The organism is Ureibacillus sp. FSL K6-3587, assembly GCF_038593165.1.
In the GTDB taxonomy this organism is placed as follows: Bacteria; Bacillota; Bacilli; order Bacillales_A; family Planococcaceae; genus Ureibacillus; species Ureibacillus suwonensis.
Genome location: NZ_CP151969.1, coordinates 1,350,032 through 1,367,194 on the forward strand (window position 1 = coordinate 1,350,032; position 17,163 = coordinate 1,367,194).

Here is a 17,163-nt window from a genome sequence, read left to right on the forward strand (position 1 = left end):
TTTCTTATGAATAATCAAATGACTATTCAAGAAAATTATAACACGCAATTAGAAATGACTCTAGAGGGTATTCAAAAAATAGAGGTTCAAAAGAATAAGAAACGCAAAAAACTAGTTTTCCAACCTTATTGCAATCGTCAAGTCATGAGCATTTTAGATATCGAAATGTATATTCCTGAAAATCATGTCGCCCGTTTAGTGGATGAAATGGTGGAATCGATTCCGGATGAAGTGTTGTATACTCATTATGTTGGTGGGGGTCGTGCACCCTATCACCCTAAAATGTTATTGAAAGTGATTTTATATGCGTACACTCAAAACGTTTATTCAAGTCGGAAAATAGCGCAAATGGTGAAAGAAAATCTTCCGATGATGTGGTTGGCGGGATTGCAAACCCCTGACCATCGCACAATAAATGATTTTCGTAGTGTTCGTATGTCAAACATGATGGATTCTGTATTTGAACAATTTGTCCTTCAACTAGTAGAACAAGGATTTATCGACCTCGACCATATTTTTGTGGATGGTACGAAAATAGAAGCGAATGCCAACAAATATACGTTTGTATGGCGAAAATCCGTAGAAAAATATGATCAGAAACTACGAGCCAAAATTCAATCGTTTCTACAAGAAGCGCACCAAATCGCCTTGGAGGAATTAAAAGAAGAACAATTAGAAGAAGAATTAGAAAAATCATCGGCACAACTTTCTGAGAGAATAGAAGCTTTGGAAAAAGATTATAAACAGGAAGAAGACAAAGAAAGAAAAAAAGAACTTCGCTCTAAAAAATCCCAACTCACCAAACAACTGAAAACGATTCAAACGGATTATCTTCCACGATTACGAAAATACAAAGTACAAAAACAGATTCTAGGTGAACGAAATAGCTACTCGAAAACCGACCATGAGGCCACTTTTATGCGAATGAAAGAGGACCATATGAAAAACGGCCAACTCAAGGCGGGTTATAATGTTCAACTCGCCACACAACATCAATTTATCGTGGGATTTGAAATTTATCAAAATCCAGGAGATACTCGCTGTTTCCAACCATTTATGGAAAAGTTATTGGAATCGATACCGAAGGAAAAGAAACTCAAGTATGTCATTGCCGATGCAGGATATGCGAGTGAAGAAAACTATTTATATGCGATTGGCGAAGAAAAAGAACCTCGTTTTGAATTATTAGCCCCATACCAAACCTATTTGAAGGAACAAAGTAAAAAGTTTAAAAAGGATTTATCAAAAGTACAAAACTGGAAATACATCGAAGAAGACGATTGCTTTATCTGTCCGAACAATCGGAAAGTCGTATTCAAGTATTATCAAAAAAGAAAAAATGCATCTGGATACATACAAGATTTGAAAGTGTACGAGTGTGAAGATTGTACGGATTGCCCGTTGAAGAATGGGTGTACGAAAGCCAAAGGAAATCGTCGAGTATATTGGAACACGATTTATGAAGAAATGAAAGCGAAAGCCAAAGCAGCTCTTGGTGACGAACAAAAGGCAGCTCTTTATGCGAAGCGTAAAGTGGATGTCGAAAGTGTGTTCGGGAACATCAAGGGCAATTTGCGTTTCACTCGATTTCTGTTACGGGGGCTTCATAAAGTCCGAACAGAATTCGGGATTGTGGCAATGGCCCACAACATACTGAAATGGGCCGCAAATTCCCAAACCAATTTCAAAAATAAGGAAACAGAGCGAATGGAAAAACTCATTGTTTTCTCCATTCGCTCTGTTTTTATGGACTTTTTAGACAAGCCCATTTTTAATTTTTGATACTCAACTTTATATTTCTTTTTTGTATTTCTTCTGACATTGTTCCTGATTACTTGTTTTCGATTTCTGCATAAAGCGATTGAGAAGTAATAGAGTCTTTATACATATGGTCCCGCCAGCATTTAAATTTTGAATACCCTTTGAATACCCCTTGGCGCAATTCAATGAAATCTTGTGTATAAATGTCAACACAAATATGTACACTTTTGCTTGTTTAAGGATGTACAAAATCACTCGTTTTCTTTCTCTAAATGATTCTTTAATCGATAAGAATCTCCAACGATAGTGACAACGGTTGCGTGGTGTAAAATGCGGTCTAAAATCGCATTGGCCAGCTTGGGTTCTTGAAAGATTTCATCCCATGCTTTAAAATTCACATTCGTTGTAAGAATCGTACTACGCTTCTCATAACGCATATCGATGAGTTGGAAGAAAAGCTTTGCGTCCTCGGCATCAATCGGTAAATAACCGATCTCATCGATAATTAAGAGTTTATATTTTGTATAGTGTTTTAATCTACTCTCTAACCGATTTTCTAAACGTGCTTTCTTCAGATTTTGAATTAAGTCATGGCACTTAATGAAATAAGTGCTTGTACGTTTCTTCGCTGCCTCAATCCCAATGGAAGTGGCTAAATGTGTTTTTCCTACGCCACTTGGCCCTAGAAAAACTATGTTTTCATTTGCTTCAATAAATCGAAGTGTTAGAAAATCTAAAATTTGTTTTTGATTTATTGACGGTTGAAAACTAAAATCAAAATCCTTTATTTCTTTCAAATGCGGAAAAGCCGCAACCTTCACCATCGATTGAATCATATTTTGTTCACGTACATCAATTTCGTAATTCGTCAGTTTCACTAGCGTATCTACCAGTGACAATTGATGGTTAACGCTGAAGTCTAAGACTTCATTTAAATGTAAGGACATTTGCTTGAGCTTCAAATAATCTAAGTTTTGTATGAGTTGTTGATAGTTTGTTGTAGGATTCATTATTTATACACTTCTCCAATCGTTGCTAAATTCCGTTTCGCTAGATCATCAATATCCGGATAATTCGGCATGGAAACGCCCAAGGCTTCTTGATAATGTGCTTCCTGATAATTTAATTTCTTATTACTTATTGGGTGTTGCGCAATCAGTTCCGTGTTATAATAAATCCATAATTGATTATCATACACTTGTAAGCCTACTTTCTTTCCTTGGTACTGTGCTGGTACCGAGTATTGGTTTGATTTGTAGGAAATCATGTTGGATGCATTTACTTTTACAAGCGTATGTTTGATCCGATAGGAATCTCTTACTTTCTCAGTTGGTAACTGGAGTAGGTGATTCCTTTCTTTTTTGAATTCTATCGCAGGAATTTTTCCAGTTCCTTGGTGGACCTCATGGTTTACTCGATGAGATAAATCTTGCACAAATTGATGTAATTCTTCCAAGGTCAACTGACCTTGATAAGCATGAATTTCATCTAATATTTTCATTGTGGTTTCCACTTTTCCTTTTGTCCTTGGACGTCCAGCAATGCATGGCTTCACCTCAAAACCAAAATCCTTAGCGAATTGTGCAAACTTGGCATTTACTCTTCCTGGGGAATGTTCTGTTCTTGCCTCATCCATAATGGTTTTCATATTATCCGTGATGATTTCAGCTGGCACCCCTCCAAGAGCTTCGAATGTTTCTGTTAAGAAGGAAAACAGGACACTTTGTGACTTAGAAATACTCATTAGGAAGGTTCTGAAACGTGAATGAGATAGAATCAGTACTGCAACATTGATTTCAACGTTCTGACCATCCTTTGTTTCAAAAGGAATACTCTCTTTCCAATCCAATTGTGCTTGTTTTCCTATAGGCGTTTCAAAACGTGCTGTGCCTTTAGGAGAAGGAATTCGTTTATCCTCTTCAAAGTAAGCATTAAATTCGGGCGTTTTCGCAATATACGCTCGGAACGTCGATGCTGCACAATCCAGTCCATGATTATCCTTTAAATACTGCCATAGCACACGACGATAATAAAACTTTTGCTTAGCATCTTCCGAAAGTAGTGCAGCGATGATTTCATAGTATTCATCAATTTTGGAGGGCTTCTTTCGTGTACGTTTAGGAATAAATCCATTTAAATATTTATCAATGGTTCTTCGATCTACACCTAGATCTCTAGCTAATTGACTTTTATTAATTTTCATCTTCAAATGCTCCATTAGTTGTTTTAATTTTGGTAAGTCTTCAAGACTCTTAATCTTAAAATCAGTTTCGACATTTATCGATATGTACATACTAATCACCTCAAGATTAGTATGTAATCTAAAATCAATTTTGTACATTATTATTCAAGCATTTGTGTACAAATTTAAATTATCATTTCTATCTTGTGAAATTGAAACCTACTAAATATATTGATACATATGGAGTTTTCCATTAAATGATGTGCCGTGAAAACCCAAAAATTAAAGAACGTAAAAAATACGGTCTCAAAGGCGCTCGTCGCGCACCACAATTCTCAAAACGTTAATTTTATCGATACGTTTATGGCCCCTTCTTTTATCAAGAAGAGGGCCATTTTTATGCTTTCGATTACTTGCTCACCAGAATCTGTGAAATTAAATAAAATCCCCTGCCGCGCATACATTAAGCGGCAGGGGATTATTTTTTTGGAATGGATCAATCAATGCAAATTCTATAGGTAGGAAAAATTTTCATTTGTTATGTGGCCGATTGGTCTGCACTGAAAACGGGACAAGAGAATTCATTCCCATTACATCCATTCCATTCGTAACAAATCATGCTCTCGTTGATTGAAAGTCTTTTTTCCTGTTTCGTTAAAATGCAAAGCATTTATAGGGTAGCCATTTTATCTTACTGATTAATAATTTTTCGTCAAAAATATTCTATTTCCCAAAAAATGATAAAAAAATTGGCGAAGACGGAAAAAATGCCTGATGAAAGGAACGATTTGTATTCATGAAAAAAAGGCTTCCTTTATATATTGTAAGTGTAAGAAATCAGGTGGTTTCGGCGACGGATCAATAAAGAACTCAGGAAATGTTATGGAAAATGTGTTTGACAAAACTGTGAAAATTATGATATTAATTAGTTACATTAAATTATCAGAAGATTCGGATAATTATTTATTCTAATATAATGTTTACTTCCCTTTCAATACGCAAATCTTATATTATTTCAGGGTAATTTATGTTTTCACTATAATATTATTTTCATAGATTCACAATTCCGGCAAAAGGAGGTGTAAAATTGAGCAGCCAAAACAATGTGGTTAGCATTAATAGTGAAGCAGTCTTAATGAACAAGTTAACAGAGCCGGGAACAATTTCCCAATTGATCACCTTGCTTGATAATTTGGAGAAATTCAACGTACTGTTTGCAGCCATTGAGCAGTTTATTTCACGCAGTCCAGAAATGGCGGATTCCGTCAACAGAATGGTTGTGGCTTTGCGGGAAGAATTGCCAAGGAACAACTTCATCAGCAATATGCAAAAAAGCATCGAAACATTAACGCGTTTCCAAAATTTAATCAACTCCGAAGAATTCAAGAAAATTGAAGAAACATTCTTGAATGAAAGAACACTCAAGTTTTTAAGCAATTTATGCGACTCTGCGTCAGAAGCAGCTTCGCAAAAGGATTACAAAGGTTCAGGCAGCTCCGGCATTTTTGGATTGATGAAAGAACTGACAAACCCGGAAATTCAGCCTGCCATTCAATTTGTTTTGAATTTCGCAAAAGTACTTTCAAAGGAGCTTAAAAATGCATGAACTGTCTATTGCATTCAGCCTGGTCCAATTGGCGGCAGAAACTGCGGAACAAAATAATTTGAACAAGGTGGATGCACTTAGATTAAGGTTGGGAGTATTTTCTGGTGTTGTAAAGGAAGCATTGGAATTTTCCTTTGACATTGCAACAGAAGGAACAATGCTCGAAGGAGCACGCTTGATAATCGAAGAAATTCCGTTAAAAATTTTTTGCCCGCAATGTGAAAAAGAGTATGTGTTGCAAAATCCGGTTCCAATCAAATGCCCGGAATGCAACTCAGGCACTGATCAGATTCTAGAAGGGAAAGAAATTGAATTATATGAACTAATAGGTGGGGGTTAATATTGAGCCAAGCAATTGAACAGCCACGTATCGTCAAAATAAGAGAGAATGTTTTGAAGAAAAATGACATCCTGGCCAGAGATTTAAGAAAGCGTTTTCATGACCACGAAGTATACGTGGTGAACATTGTTTCCAGCCCCGGCTCCGGAAAAACAACATTGCTTACGGAAGTGCTGAGGCGCCTCAGCCAAAAATATAGCGTAGCGGCACTGGTAGGCGATTTGGCAACAGAAAACGATGCACACCGGCTGGAACAGAGCGGAGCAATGGTGAAACAAATCACAACTGGGACGGTTTGTCATCTTGAAGCCCAAATGATAGAAGATTCGCTCCGACATTGGAATTTAAATGAGCTGGATTTTTTATTCATCGAAAATGTCGGTAATTTAGTTTGCCCTTCCAGCTATGATCTGGGCGAAAATATGCGGGTTGTCTTATTTTCAACAACGGAAGGGGAAGATAAACCGGAAAAATATCCGACCATCGTCAACAGCGCAGATGTAGCCATCATTACAAAAATGGATTTGGCGGAAGCGGTGGATTTTGACAAAGAGATGTTTTACCAAGCAATCTATCATTCAAGACCTAATATGAAAGTTTTTGAAGTATCAGCAAAAAAAGATATGGGGATTGATGAATGGATTGATTTCTTAATAGAAGAAAAAATGAAAGCGTTTTAATGGGTTTGTTAGTAATAAAAATATACGCGATTTTGGAGGTGTGAGAGGTAAATGGTAAATGTGTTTTGGATTCATGGTGGAGCCTGCAATGGAAATACTCAATCGTTTCTGAATGCAGATGAACCTACCGTGATTGATTTAGTGACAGATTTTGGAATTAATATTCTTTACCACCATTCGGTCTCCATGGAATTCGGCTATCAAGTGAAAGGGATTTTGGACGACATCCTTGAAGACCGTACCGAATTGGACATCTTGGTTGTCGAAGGAACAGTCATTCAAGGCCCGAATGGAACGGGGCGCTTCGATACATTGTTTGAACGTCCTAAAAAAGATTGGATTTATGATTTGGCCCATAAAGCAAAATTTGTTGTGGCTATCGGGGATTGTGCATGTTGGGGTGGAATTCCTGCAACAAGTCCGAATCCATCCGAATCAACAGGATTACAATTCTTCAAGGATAAACCTGGCGGATTTTTATCAACGGAATTCCGCTCACAAGCCGGTTTACCGGTGATCAACATTCCAGGGTGCCCTGCCCATCCGGACTGGGTGACGCAAATCCTTGTAGCCATTGCGACAGGCAGAACTTCAGATATTACATTGGATGAATATCACCGCCCTGAAACGTTCTTTAAAACATTCACTCAAACAGGTTGTACACGCGTTCAATATTATGAATATAAAGAACCGGTGGAAGAGTTTGGACAAGGAACGAGAAAAGGCTGCCTATTCTATGAGCAAGGCTGCCGCGGACCGATGACCCGTTCATCCTGCAACCGTATTTTATGGAACCGTCAATCTTCCAAAACAAGAGCAGGTATGCCATGTATCGGATGTACAGAACCACAATTCCCATTCTTTGACTTGGCACCAGGAACAGTATTCAAAACGCAAAAAATCTTGGGAACTATTCCGAAAGAAGTGCCAACAGGCATGGATTCATTAAGCTACTCAGCACATGCTGCCGTAGCTCGTACAGTGGCTCCTAAATGGGCAAAAGAAGATCTGTTTGTACCATGATAATTGGAAATTTTTGAAAGAATTAAGGAGGGGAGAATTTGGCACAGCAAACGATTAAAGTCCCTTCTTTAGGACGTGTAGAAGGGGATTTAGATGTCAAAGTTACGATTGAAAATGGTGTAGTAGTTGATGCCTGGACGGAAGCGACGATGTTCCGGGGATTTGAAAAAATATTGGTTGGCAAAGATCCGCAAGCGGGTCTCATCATGACCCCAAGGATCTGCGGTATTTGTGGTGGCAGCCACTTAACAAAGTCCGCCTATGCACTCGATACCGCGTTTCACACTGAAGTGCCGCCAAATGCCACTTTGGTGAGAAATATCGCGCAAGCGGTGGAAACGATTCAAAGTATCCCTCGTTGGTTCTATGCGCTATTTGCCATAGGGCTGACACATAAAAACTATCAATCATCGCCTTTATATGAAGAAGTGAATAGAAGATGGGCGCCATTTGTCGGTGTGAACTATGAAAAAGGCGTAACGCTTTCCGCCAAACCGGTGGAAATCTATGCGATTTTTGGCGGACAATGGCCGCACTCAAGTTTCATGATTCCAGGCGGCGTCATGTGTGCGCCAACCCTCTCGGACGTTACCCGTTCGATATCCATTATGGAACATTTCCGGAAAAACTGGCTGGAGGATATTTTACTCGGCTGTTCAATGGAAAGATGGCTCGAGAACAAAACATGGTCCGATGTGCTTGAATGGTTGGAAGAAAAAGAAGAGCACTATGAATCGGATTTGGGATTATTTATCCGATACAGTATGGATATTGGATTGGACAAATATGGGGCTGGTCCTGGCAAGTACTTGGCTGCAGGAAGTTTCCCAAATCCTGAGAAATATACTCACCCTACAATCGACTCGAGAAACGGTGCGTTGATCGCCCGTTCAGGCGTATATGACGGCGAGAACTACCATGATTTTGACCAAGCCCGTATCCGGGAAGACCATACGCATTCCTTCTATGAAGGAACAGGTTCATACCATCCGTTTGAAGGATTTACAAATCCGCTTGATCCTGAAGAAGGGGTAAAACAAGGAAAATATACATTCGCAAAAGCTCCGCGCTATTTATTGGATAGCGGCGAAACACCGCTGGAGGTCGGACCGCTTGCCCGCCAAATGATTGCAGGACGAGAAGGTGCGGAAGATTGGCAAGATTATGATCCGTTGATTTCCAACATTGTAAAAGAAATTGGACCGAGCGCTATGGTTCGCGTGTTGGCACGATTCCATGAAGCGCCAAAATATATCCGTTATGTGCAAAATTGGTTAAAACAAATTGACTTGAATGAAAAATTCTATGTGAATCCTGGCGAATTGATTGAAGGACGCGGTTTCGGAGCTACGGAAGCAGCCCGGGGATTCTTGGCGGATTGGATCCAAGTGAAAGACGGAAAAATCGAAAAGTACCAAATCATTACACCAACTGCATGGAATATTGGACCACGTGACCGCTTTGGCCAAAGAGGTCCGATTGAAACAGCACTGATCGGTACGCCAATCAAAAATCCGGAAGATCCGGTGGAATTGGCACATATTGCGCAAAGTTACGACTCCTGTCTCGTATGTACAGTTCATGCATATGACGGCAAAACAAACAAGCAATTGGCCAAATATCGGGTGACAAACTTCTGATTATACAGAAATGGACAATTTCAAAGAAACTTAAAATCTATTAGAAGAAAAATAATTAGAGGGCAATTTTATCATAAAGCCCTCTAATTTATTCATAAAAGTTTTATAGATGGAGGACAACATGATCACAATTATTGGCTGTGGGAATTTGATCCGGAAAGATGATGGTGCCGGCCCTATTTTGATACGAAAGTTATGGGATTTAGGCGTTCCTTCAAATGTGCGTTTGGCGGATGGCGGAACGGCAGGAATGGATGTCGTATTTCAAATCGGAAAAGCTGAAGAATTGATCATTATTGATGCTTGCACGACGGGAGCGGAACCGGGGACGGTCTTTGAAATCCCGGGGGAAGAAGTGGAAGCCATTCCGTTAGAAAACATCAATATGCATGATTTCCGTTGGGATCACGCCATTGCCATGGGGCGATGGTTATTGAAAAATGAGTTTCCAAAAAAAGTAACGGTCTATTTGGTTGAAGCCCAAGATTTATCATACGGTACGGGGCTTACACCGGAAGTGGAAGAAAGCGTGATGAAGTTGGCGAAAAAAATAATCAAAAAAGTATCAGGTGAAGAAATTGAAGTGTCAAATAACTGAAACAGGCTATTTGCAAATTCCCGCGGAAATCGCTCAACACTATTTCCCTACTGGCGCGATCATTGCCATTCTGCAAGGACAAGATTTGCTCATCATGCCGGTGAATTATGTAGGAGCCGGAGGATTGATTTTAAAATACCGCAATGCCAGAGGGGATCGTTCCGTTTTCATATCTGAATTTTTGCCGGATGATGTGGACTTTGGACCAAGAGATGTCCAATGGGATGAAGAGGCATTGGCACTTCGGATTCCACTATATTTAAACCAATGAGAAGTTTTGTAGCCGTTTCAGAGGGTAATTGATTTTAGGGGGGAGATGAACATGTTGAAACGTCAGCCAATTGGAGTATTTCCAGGTACAGCCGGATTCTTTTTATTGCCGCCGATCAAAAATGCGGACACCATCATGCCTTCTTTATTGCAAGGTTTTATTCCTGAACCTTGTCCAAAAGAATGGCAATTTTTTTTAGCCGCCATTCAGGGGGAACCTGTGGAGCGGGTTGATGAGTTGTTGCCTGACACCAAAGAAGGCCACTTTAATCGATTCATTTTATATCCTGAAAAATCCCATTACGAAAAAGCGAAATCCATGTTGGGCGGAGACTTGAGACTGCTTTTGGATGCGGTAGCCTGGCGTTTGAATATGAAGCAGGAACCTCCCCGATATGACGAAGATACGGCTGACGAGATCCGGGCATTCATTATGGCTACACATGCTTATGAAGCGTTTCAGAATAACAGCTGGACGAAAGGGATTCAATTGCTGGAAGAAGCCGCTCAAATTGTCAATGAAATTTCGCCCATCTTTTCGGCGCGGCTCTTAAGTGAAGTCGCCGCAACGAAACAATCATTGGGAATGGTCGACATTCAATTGGTTGAATTATATAAAACCGCTTTATCGCTGATCGAACGTTCACCCTTTGACGTTATGCGGGCAGAGCTGACCTTCCAGATGGGGACAGCCTACCAGGAAATAGCGGACAGCGGCAATAAAACCTATTATTTAGAGGCCATCAAATGTTACAACACGGCTTTGAAAACATATCGGAAAGAAACGTATCCTGAAAACTATGCCATGATCCATATGAATTTGGCGTTGTCTTATATAGCCATGCCGCCCAATGCCCATAACTACCACTTGAAAAATGCGATGGCCATTCAATCGCTCAGGGAAGCATTGCGTTATTTGGATAAAGAAAACCATACCGACTTATGGTGCAGTGCAACGATCAATTTGGCCAATGCCCTGCAATATGCAAAGTCTTCCCATATTGAAGACAACTTGTGGGAAGCTGTCGCCCTTTATGAAGATGTACTGAAGGTGCGTAAAAAGGAAACAGATCCTCATGGCTATGCGCGGCTCGTTGCGAATCAAGGTACAGCCCTCTCTCATCTAGGCGCATTCTCCAGTGCGGTGCCAAAATTGACTGAAGCGAAACAAATCTTTGAAGAACTGGGCGATCGTGAATCGGCAAAAGTGGTAGAGGACTTGTTACAGGAAATCAAGTTGAAACAAGAAGAACTTTCCAAAAAGTAGTGGAGGGAAACCGGTGAACGATTACGAAAAGCAATATTTCAATACGCTGTTGCAAATTGCCACAGAGCGGTTTGTAGAGCGGGCCGTCCAACGTTCGGAAGGGGTGGAAAATGCGTTGCACCTTTTGCGCACGGATCCTTATGGCAATGGGGTATGGCTGGATAAATTCGTTGATGCTTTTTTTGAAGAATTTTTGCTCGATAATCCTGCAGGTTCATGTTTTATTCTACAAGCGCTCTCAAAACGGCGTTATGATCCGGAACAAGTTCTGCAACAAGAAGTAACGGTGGAAGCGATTGTAGAAAAAATGGCAAAGGGAGTATTTGAAGAGCTGTTAAAACAAAAAGCTGAAGAAGTGCTTGAACAGCATGCAGCTTTTGGGGGGTGAAGCCGATTGGGCACACAATCAAAAAGTGTGGAACAGTTGACAGAGCGGATTGATCAAGTGTTAAGAGAGATACGGGAAATGGATTTTACTGACTACCAATTGAAAAAAATCATGGAGTTAAAGAAAGCCATTGAAGCGTTTCATGAAGATGCCCTTAGAAAGCTTGTAAAAATTGTCCGCTCAACGGATGAAGGAAAACAGTTGATGTTGGAGGCCATAGAGGATCCTTCTGTCTATGCGATGCTTTTATTGCATGGAATCATAAAGCAAAACCTGTATACAAAAGTCGCTGCGGTCATGGAAGAGATTCGGCCTTATTTAAATTCCCATGGCGGGGATATTGAATTGGAAAAAATCGATGGCAATGTGGTCTATGTGCGGATGCAAGGGGCTTGTTCAGGCTGCTCTTTATCGGCAGTGACATTGAAAAACGGCGTTGAAGAAGCCATCAAAGCACGGGTTCCGGAAGTCGAAAGAGTCGAGATGGTCAACGATTTATCTCCAGGGTATATGCCTTACAAACGGAACGTCGATGAAGGGGATTTAATGAATTCGGGGTGGAGAGAAGGCCCGAATGTCGACGAATTAGAAGAAAACAAGCCATACTACCTCACCATCGATGAAGTGGACGTGCTGTTAATCATCATAGACAACAAGATCATGGCCTATCGGAACCGCTGTCCACATCGGGGAATACCATTTACACAGGAGACGGTGGAACAGGAAGATCATATGGTTTTAATCGGACATGACAATACACTTCGCTTTGATTTGACAAATGGGGAATGCGTTACTGTCCCGCATATCCAATTGGAGCCGTTTCCTGTGCGAATTGAAAATAAGCAAGTGTGGATCAGGACCGGGAATTAACGAAATGTTGGGGGGATAAAAATGTGCTTGGCGATTCCAGGAAAAATTGTCGAGTTGCTGGATGATCAAAATCAATATGCGATGATTGATGTTTCCGGTGTGAAACGCAAAGTGAACATCAGTTTGATCAAACATGAAAATGTGAATGAAAACGATTGGGTGTTGATTCACGTCGGATTCGCAATGAATAAAATCAGCGAAGAGCAGGCGAAAGAGCAATTACAACTATTGCAGGAAATAGGAGAAGACAAGGAAGCGATGGAGGAAGTGAGAGGGTATCAGTTTGAATAAGTGGTACTAAATTTTTCTGATATTTTTTGGGGGGATTTAAATGAAGATGCGTTATATTGATGAATTTCGTAATCCTGATTTGATTAAGAAAACTTTGGAAGAAATTGAGCGTATCGTTGAGCCGGATGACCATTTTCGAATAATGGAGGCATGCGGAGGGCATACGTATTCGATTTTCCATTTCGGCCTTCAAGAACTGTTGCCAAAAAATATTGAATTTATTCACGGGCCAGGATGTCCCGTATGTGTTCTTCCCCCAGGGCGTGTCGATGAAGGATTGGAGATTGCATCCAAAAATTCCGAAGTGATTTTTACAGCGTTTGGGGATGTGATGCGCGTTCCAGGAAAAAAAGGTTCCCCATTAAACCATAAAGCGATGGGGACGGATGTACGGATGATTTATTCACCCTTGGATGCATTAAACATTGCGATCAAAAATCCGGATAAAAAAGTGATATTATTTGCCATCGGTTTTGAAACGACGGCCCCTTCCACAGCCATCACGGTTCTAAAAGCGAAAGAATTGGATATCGACAACTTTTTCGTCTATTCCAATCATGTAAAAATCATACCGGTTTTAAAATCCATTTTGGACCAGCCGAATATGAGAATTGACGGATTCATCGGGCCGGGGCATGCATCGGTTATCATCGGTGCCCATCCTTATGAAATCATTGCCAAGGAATATAAAAAGCCGGTCGTGATTTCAGGTTTTGAACCATTGGATATTTTGCAGTCCATTTTGATGCTGATCAAACAGCTGAAAAGCGGAGAATCCAAAGTGGAAATCCAGTATAAACGGGTTGTAATGGAAGAGGGAAATGTTTCCGCATTAGAAATCATCGATCAAGTGTTTGAAGATCGCCCTGCATTTGAATGGCGCGGATTAGGGGCAATCCAAAATTCCGCATTGAAGCTGAAACCGGAATTCGCCAAATGGGATGCGGAAGTTCATTTCAATGTCGAAAAAATCCACATTGAAGAAAACAAAGATGCCCAATGCGGGGAAATATTGAAAGGAATGCTGAAGCCGAATCAATGCAAATTGTTCGGAAAAGTGTGCACTCCTGACAATCCTGTCGGCGCTCTCATGGTTTCTTCTGAAGGGGCGTGTGCAACTTATTATAACCACCTGTATTCTACAATGAGTTCTTAAAAACAATATTTGAAAAATGTCGAGAAGGAGTAGTTGCCATGCTGAAAGAGAAGGTCGCTTTTAGAGAACCAACCATTCAACTTGCCCATGGAGCCGGCGGGAAGGCAAGCCGGAGATTAATTGAGGGGCTTCTGGTGCCGTATTTAAATGTAAAAGAATTGAACGATGCGGCCTATGTACAAGCGGATCAAACAAAAATCGCCTTTACAGCGGACAGCTTTGTCGTAAATCCTTTGAGATTCCCTGGGGGATCCATCGGGGAATTGGCAATCAACGGAACGGTCAATGACATTGCCATGGGCGGTGCGAAACCGCTGGCCATAGTTACAACTTTGATCATAGAAGCAGGCCTTGAAACGGAAATATTGGAAGCGGAAATAAAAGCCATGCATGAAGCGGCGGAAAAAGCGAATGTGGCCATTGTCGGCGGCGATACAAAAGTGGTCGAACATCAAAAGGCGGACAAGCTGTTTATTACGACAGCAGGCATCGGGCTTGTGGACCCAAGAGTCAATTTATCAGCAAGCAGAGTCAAAAAGGGAGATAAAATCATCCTTTCCGGACCCATTGGTGACCATGGCATCACCATCCTTTTCGCCCGGGGAGATCTCGATCTGGAAGCGGATATCAAATCCGACACACGCTCAGTTTGGCCGTTTGTTTCCAAACTGATTAATGCGGCAGCACCGGGGCTAAAATGGATGCGCGATCCAACCCGTGGTGGAATGGCAACCGCATTAAACGAATTGGCAAGGGATGCCCAAGTGGCGATCATGCTTGAAGAAGAAGCCATCAAAGTGCATCCGGAAGTACGCGGCGCTTGTGAAATATTGGGGCTTGATCCGATGCATATCGCGAATGAAGGGCAATTTATCGCGGTTGTTTCAGAGGAATATGCGCAAGATGCATTAAAAGCCATACAGCAAGTCCCTGGAGGAGAACAGGCGGCCATTATTGGGGAAGTGTTTGAAAGCGATCGCCATATTGTCCTTTCCCGCTCTTCTTATGGTGGAACGAGGGCGATTGATATGTTGGTCGGTGATCCCCTTCCACGGATTTGTTGATCATCTGTAAATTATATGGAAAGAGAGTGATTGAATGACAACGCCTTATCGTACGATGACGACCTATACTTTTTTACCTGATACGGCCATTTGCGATGATTGTTTAAAAGAATTGTTTGACCCGGAAAGTAAACGTTATTTATATCCATATATCGGCTGCCCTAATTGCGGACCAAGATATGCGTTAATGAAAAATGTCCCATTTGAACGCCAAAATACAACCATGACGGATTGGGAAATGTGCCCATCCTGCAAAGAGGAATATGAAAATCCGCAGAACCGCCGATATCATGCGGAATTAAACTGCTGTCCGCAATGCGGTCCAAACTATTATCTGTTTGAAAATGGACAACGTGTTGAAGGTGAAGAGATGTTCCGGCGGGTAGCCGAACTGTTGAATGCCGGGGAAACCCTTCTTGTGAAAAACAATGGCGGCTACCATTTAGTATGTGATGCCTTTAATGGCAAAGCGGTTCAAGTCATGAGAAATAAATTGGGCCGCCCACGAAAAGCCTTTGCCATCATGGTAAAAGATTTGGAGGCAGCAAAAGAAATTGTTCATTTATCTGAAAAGGAAGAAGAGATTTTACTATCGAAAAGACGTCCAATTTTGCTTGCCAAATCAAAGAATGAAGAATTGAGCTCCATCGTTGCGCCGAACAATACAGACATCGGCCTCATGGTGCCTTATACAGGATTGCAGCATCTTTTGTTCCACTTTGGCGCGCCGCGTTACATCGTGATGACGAGCGCCAACTATCCCGGAGAACCGACGATTCATAAAGATGACCAATTAACGGGATTGATGGAAGATTTCCAATGTGCGGCTTTGATCGGTGAACGTGAAATCGAGCGGAGCGTTGACGACACGGTATTGAAAGTGACGAAACTCGGAGCGGTGCCTTTCAGAAGATCCAGGGGCTATAACAACTTGCTGGATATCGCGTTGCCTTCTTCCCGCCCGATTTTAACGGTCGGCGCAGATTTAAAGAGCACCATTACACTGGTAAAAGACCAGAAAGTCGTTATGAGCCACCATCTTGGCGACATGACGAAATATGGCACACAGTTGAAGTTTGAACGGACAGTGAAGGATTATTTGGCCATCCATGGGGTGGACTTGAGCGAAACCATTATCGGTTATGATTTGCATCCGGAATACTTTACAACGAAATTCGCCCAAACATTGGAAGGCTGTCAACATGTCGCTGTGCAACATCATAAAGCCCATCTTGCCTCCATATTGGCGGTGAAAAATAAACTGTCGGAACGGGTTGTCGGCATTGTTTTTGACGGTGCCGGATACGGTGAGGACGGCGAAATTTGGGGCGGCGAAATTTTTGTAGGAAGTGTACAGGAAGGATTTACGCGGCGCGGCCATTTAAGAAAAGCGTCTTTGATTGGCGGAGATGCGGCAGCAACGTTTCCGCTTCAAGCTTTGGCAGGTTTTATAGGTGACTTTGACAAAGAGCTGCTGGATCGTTTGCAGCTTCCGGATTCATTCCATAAGGCATTGAAAATCAAGGAAAAAAATATTCGCACATTCCCGACAACATCCGTGGGAAGATTGTATGATGCGGTGGCCGCGTTATTAGGTTTCCACCTGGACAACTCCTTTGAAGGGGAAGCGGCGATAGGTTTGGAATACTTGGCGAGCCAATCACAAGTGGAAGAAGTGTACACATTCCCATGGACAGGGGAAGAGTTGGATTATCGCCCATTATTTGAAGAAATGATTCAATCAAAGCTGAAAGGCCAATCGCCATCAGTGATTGCAAGGGGATTCCATCGCAGTTTGGCCCAGGCGGTTGTGGATGTGATTCAGTCCCTTTGTGAAGAGTATGATACGAATTACGCCGTATTGTCCGGCGGGGTGTTCCATAATAGTCTGCTGGTTTCCGACATTTTCGATTTATTGGAAGGTTCAAAGATTGAAATTTTATATGATGATGAAGTTCCATTGGGCGACAATTGCATCAGCTTAGGGCAAGCAGCCATTCTTTCAGCAACAATCCTTGAATAAAGGT

17 protein-coding genes and 1 pseudogene are annotated in these 17,163 nt (G+C 41.4%); 16 read left to right on the forward strand and 2 right to left on the reverse strand.

Annotation, left to right across the window (positions count from 1 at the left end):
- The first annotated feature begins 6 nt into the window (after positions 1 to 6).
- Positions 7 to 1,782: an IS1182 family transposase gene (locus NSS77_RS06640; protein ID WP_342470905.1), complete on the forward strand. Its 1,776-nt coding sequence runs from the start codon at positions 7 to 9 to the stop codon at positions 1,780 to 1,782.
- 230 nt (positions 1,783 to 2,012) lie between these two features.
- On the opposite strand, the gene istB is transcribed toward NSS77_RS06640, so the two are convergent.
- Both istB and istA read right to left on the reverse strand, forming a co-directional pair.
- Positions 2,013 to 2,771, reverse strand: a complete 759-nt coding sequence (gene istB / locus NSS77_RS06645) for an IS21-like element helper ATPase IstB (RefSeq protein WP_342470906.1) — start codon at positions 2,769 to 2,771, stop codon at positions 2,013 to 2,015.
- Complete coding sequence (istA, locus tag NSS77_RS06650) at positions 2,771 to 4,054, reverse strand: IS21 family transposase (RefSeq protein ID WP_342470907.1); 1,284 nt, start codon at positions 4,052 to 4,054, stop codon at positions 2,771 to 2,773. The genes istB and istA overlap by 1 nt, the downstream gene beginning before the upstream one ends.
- A 161-nt stretch (positions 4,055 to 4,215) precedes the next feature.
- Between istA and rpsI the strand changes: the two are divergent.
- The 15 genes and pseudogenes from rpsI to hypF form a co-directional block, all read left to right on the forward strand.
- Positions 4,216 to 4,290: pseudogene (gene rpsI, locus NSS77_RS06655) on the forward strand (30S ribosomal protein S9); the annotation flags it as partial.
- Positions 4,291 to 5,030: 740 nt separating this feature from the next.
- Positions 5,031 to 5,549 carry a DUF1641 domain-containing protein gene (locus tag NSS77_RS06660; RefSeq protein ID WP_340434971.1) on the forward strand — a complete coding sequence of 173 codons (519 nt, stop codon included), beginning with the start codon at positions 5,031 to 5,033 and terminating at the stop codon, positions 5,547 to 5,549.
- Positions 5,542 to 5,889, forward strand: coding sequence for a hydrogenase maturation nickel metallochaperone HypA (gene hypA / locus NSS77_RS06665; RefSeq protein ID WP_342470908.1), 348 nt, complete (start codon positions 5,542 to 5,544; stop codon positions 5,887 to 5,889). The genes NSS77_RS06660 and hypA overlap by 8 nt, the downstream gene beginning before the upstream one ends.
- Positions 5,890 to 5,891: 2 nt before the next feature.
- Positions 5,892 to 6,569 (forward strand): hydrogenase nickel incorporation protein HypB, encoded by a 678-nt coding sequence (hypB, locus tag NSS77_RS06670; RefSeq protein WP_340434967.1) that lies wholly within the window; start codon positions 5,892 to 5,894, stop codon positions 6,567 to 6,569.
- 51 nt (positions 6,570 to 6,620) lie between these two features.
- Positions 6,621 to 7,592: a hydrogenase gene (locus NSS77_RS06675; RefSeq protein ID WP_340434965.1), complete on the forward strand. Its 972-nt coding sequence runs from the start codon at positions 6,621 to 6,623 to the stop codon at positions 7,590 to 7,592.
- Between the two features lie 38 nt (positions 7,593 to 7,630).
- Entirely contained in the window at positions 7,631 to 9,232 is a 1,602-nt protein-coding gene (locus NSS77_RS06680; RefSeq protein WP_340434963.1) for a nickel-dependent hydrogenase large subunit, read from the forward strand.
- 121 nt (positions 9,233 to 9,353) lie between these two features.
- A complete protein-coding gene (locus NSS77_RS06685) occupies positions 9,354 to 9,830 on the forward strand; it encodes a hydrogenase maturation protease (RefSeq protein WP_340434960.1) in 477 nt (158 codons plus the stop codon).
- Positions 9,811 to 10,101 (forward strand): hydrogenase maturation protease, encoded by a 291-nt coding sequence (locus NSS77_RS06690; RefSeq protein WP_340434958.1) that lies wholly within the window; start codon positions 9,811 to 9,813, stop codon positions 10,099 to 10,101. Before NSS77_RS06685 ends, NSS77_RS06690 begins: the two co-directional genes overlap by 20 nt.
- 51 nt (positions 10,102 to 10,152) lie before the next feature.
- Positions 10,153 to 11,367: a tetratricopeptide repeat protein gene (locus NSS77_RS06695; protein ID WP_342470909.1), complete on the forward strand. Its 1,215-nt coding sequence runs from the start codon at positions 10,153 to 10,155 to the stop codon at positions 11,365 to 11,367.
- 13 nt (positions 11,368 to 11,380) lie between these two features.
- Positions 11,381 to 11,755, forward strand: coding sequence for a hypothetical protein (locus NSS77_RS06700; protein WP_342470910.1), 375 nt, complete (start codon positions 11,381 to 11,383; stop codon positions 11,753 to 11,755).
- A gap of 6 nt (positions 11,756 to 11,761) precedes the next feature.
- Positions 11,762 to 12,625: a NifU family protein gene (locus NSS77_RS06705; RefSeq protein WP_342470911.1), complete on the forward strand. Its 864-nt coding sequence runs from the start codon at positions 11,762 to 11,764 to the stop codon at positions 12,623 to 12,625.
- A 21-nt stretch (positions 12,626 to 12,646) separates the two neighbouring features.
- Positions 12,647 to 12,916 carry a HypC/HybG/HupF family hydrogenase formation chaperone gene (locus NSS77_RS06710; RefSeq protein WP_340434951.1) on the forward strand — a complete coding sequence of 90 codons (270 nt, stop codon included), beginning with the start codon at positions 12,647 to 12,649 and terminating at the stop codon, positions 12,914 to 12,916.
- A 40-nt stretch (positions 12,917 to 12,956) separates the two neighbouring features.
- Positions 12,957 to 14,072 (forward strand): hydrogenase formation protein HypD, encoded by a 1,116-nt coding sequence (gene hypD, locus NSS77_RS06715; RefSeq protein ID WP_340434949.1) that lies wholly within the window; start codon positions 12,957 to 12,959, stop codon positions 14,070 to 14,072.
- A 38-nt stretch (positions 14,073 to 14,110) separates the two neighbouring features.
- A complete protein-coding gene (gene hypE / locus NSS77_RS06720; RefSeq protein WP_340434947.1) occupies positions 14,111 to 15,136 on the forward strand; it encodes a hydrogenase expression/formation protein HypE in 1,026 nt (341 codons plus the stop codon).
- 34 nt (positions 15,137 to 15,170) lie between these two features.
- Positions 15,171 to 17,159, forward strand: coding sequence for a carbamoyltransferase HypF (hypF, locus tag NSS77_RS06725; protein ID WP_342470912.1), 1,989 nt, complete (start codon positions 15,171 to 15,173; stop codon positions 17,157 to 17,159).
- Positions 17,160 to 17,163: the final 4 nt, after the last annotated feature.

Bases quoted from the DNA above. Each gene is read 5' to 3' on its own strand.
- NSS77_RS06640 (WP_342470905.1), top strand. From the start codon at position 7: ATGAATAATCAAATGACTATTCAAGAAAATTATAACACGCAATTAGAA.
- istB (WP_342470906.1), bottom strand. From the start codon at position 2,771: ATGAATCCTACAACAAACTATCAACAACTCATACAAAACTTAGATTAT.
- istA (WP_342470907.1), bottom strand. From the start codon at position 4,054: ATGTACATATCGATAAATGTCGAAACTGATTTTAAGATTAAGAGTCTT.
- hypA (WP_342470908.1), top strand. From the start codon at position 5,542: ATGCATGAACTGTCTATTGCATTCAGCCTGGTCCAATTGGCGGCAGAA.
- NSS77_RS06675 (WP_340434965.1), top strand. From the start codon at position 6,621: ATGGTAAATGTGTTTTGGATTCATGGTGGAGCCTGCAATGGAAATACT.
- NSS77_RS06685 (WP_340434960.1), top strand. From the start codon at position 9,354: ATGATCACAATTATTGGCTGTGGGAATTTGATCCGGAAAGATGATGGT.
- NSS77_RS06695 (WP_342470909.1), top strand. From the start codon at position 10,153: ATGTTGAAACGTCAGCCAATTGGAGTATTTCCAGGTACAGCCGGATTC.
- NSS77_RS06710 (WP_340434951.1), top strand. From the start codon at position 12,647: ATGTGCTTGGCGATTCCAGGAAAAATTGTCGAGTTGCTGGATGATCAA.
- hypD (WP_340434949.1), top strand. From the start codon at position 12,957: ATGAAGATGCGTTATATTGATGAATTTCGTAATCCTGATTTGATTAAG.
- hypE (WP_340434947.1), top strand. From the start codon at position 14,111: ATGCTGAAAGAGAAGGTCGCTTTTAGAGAACCAACCATTCAACTTGCC.
- hypF (WP_342470912.1), top strand. From the start codon at position 15,171: ATGACAACGCCTTATCGTACGATGACGACCTATACTTTTTTACCTGAT.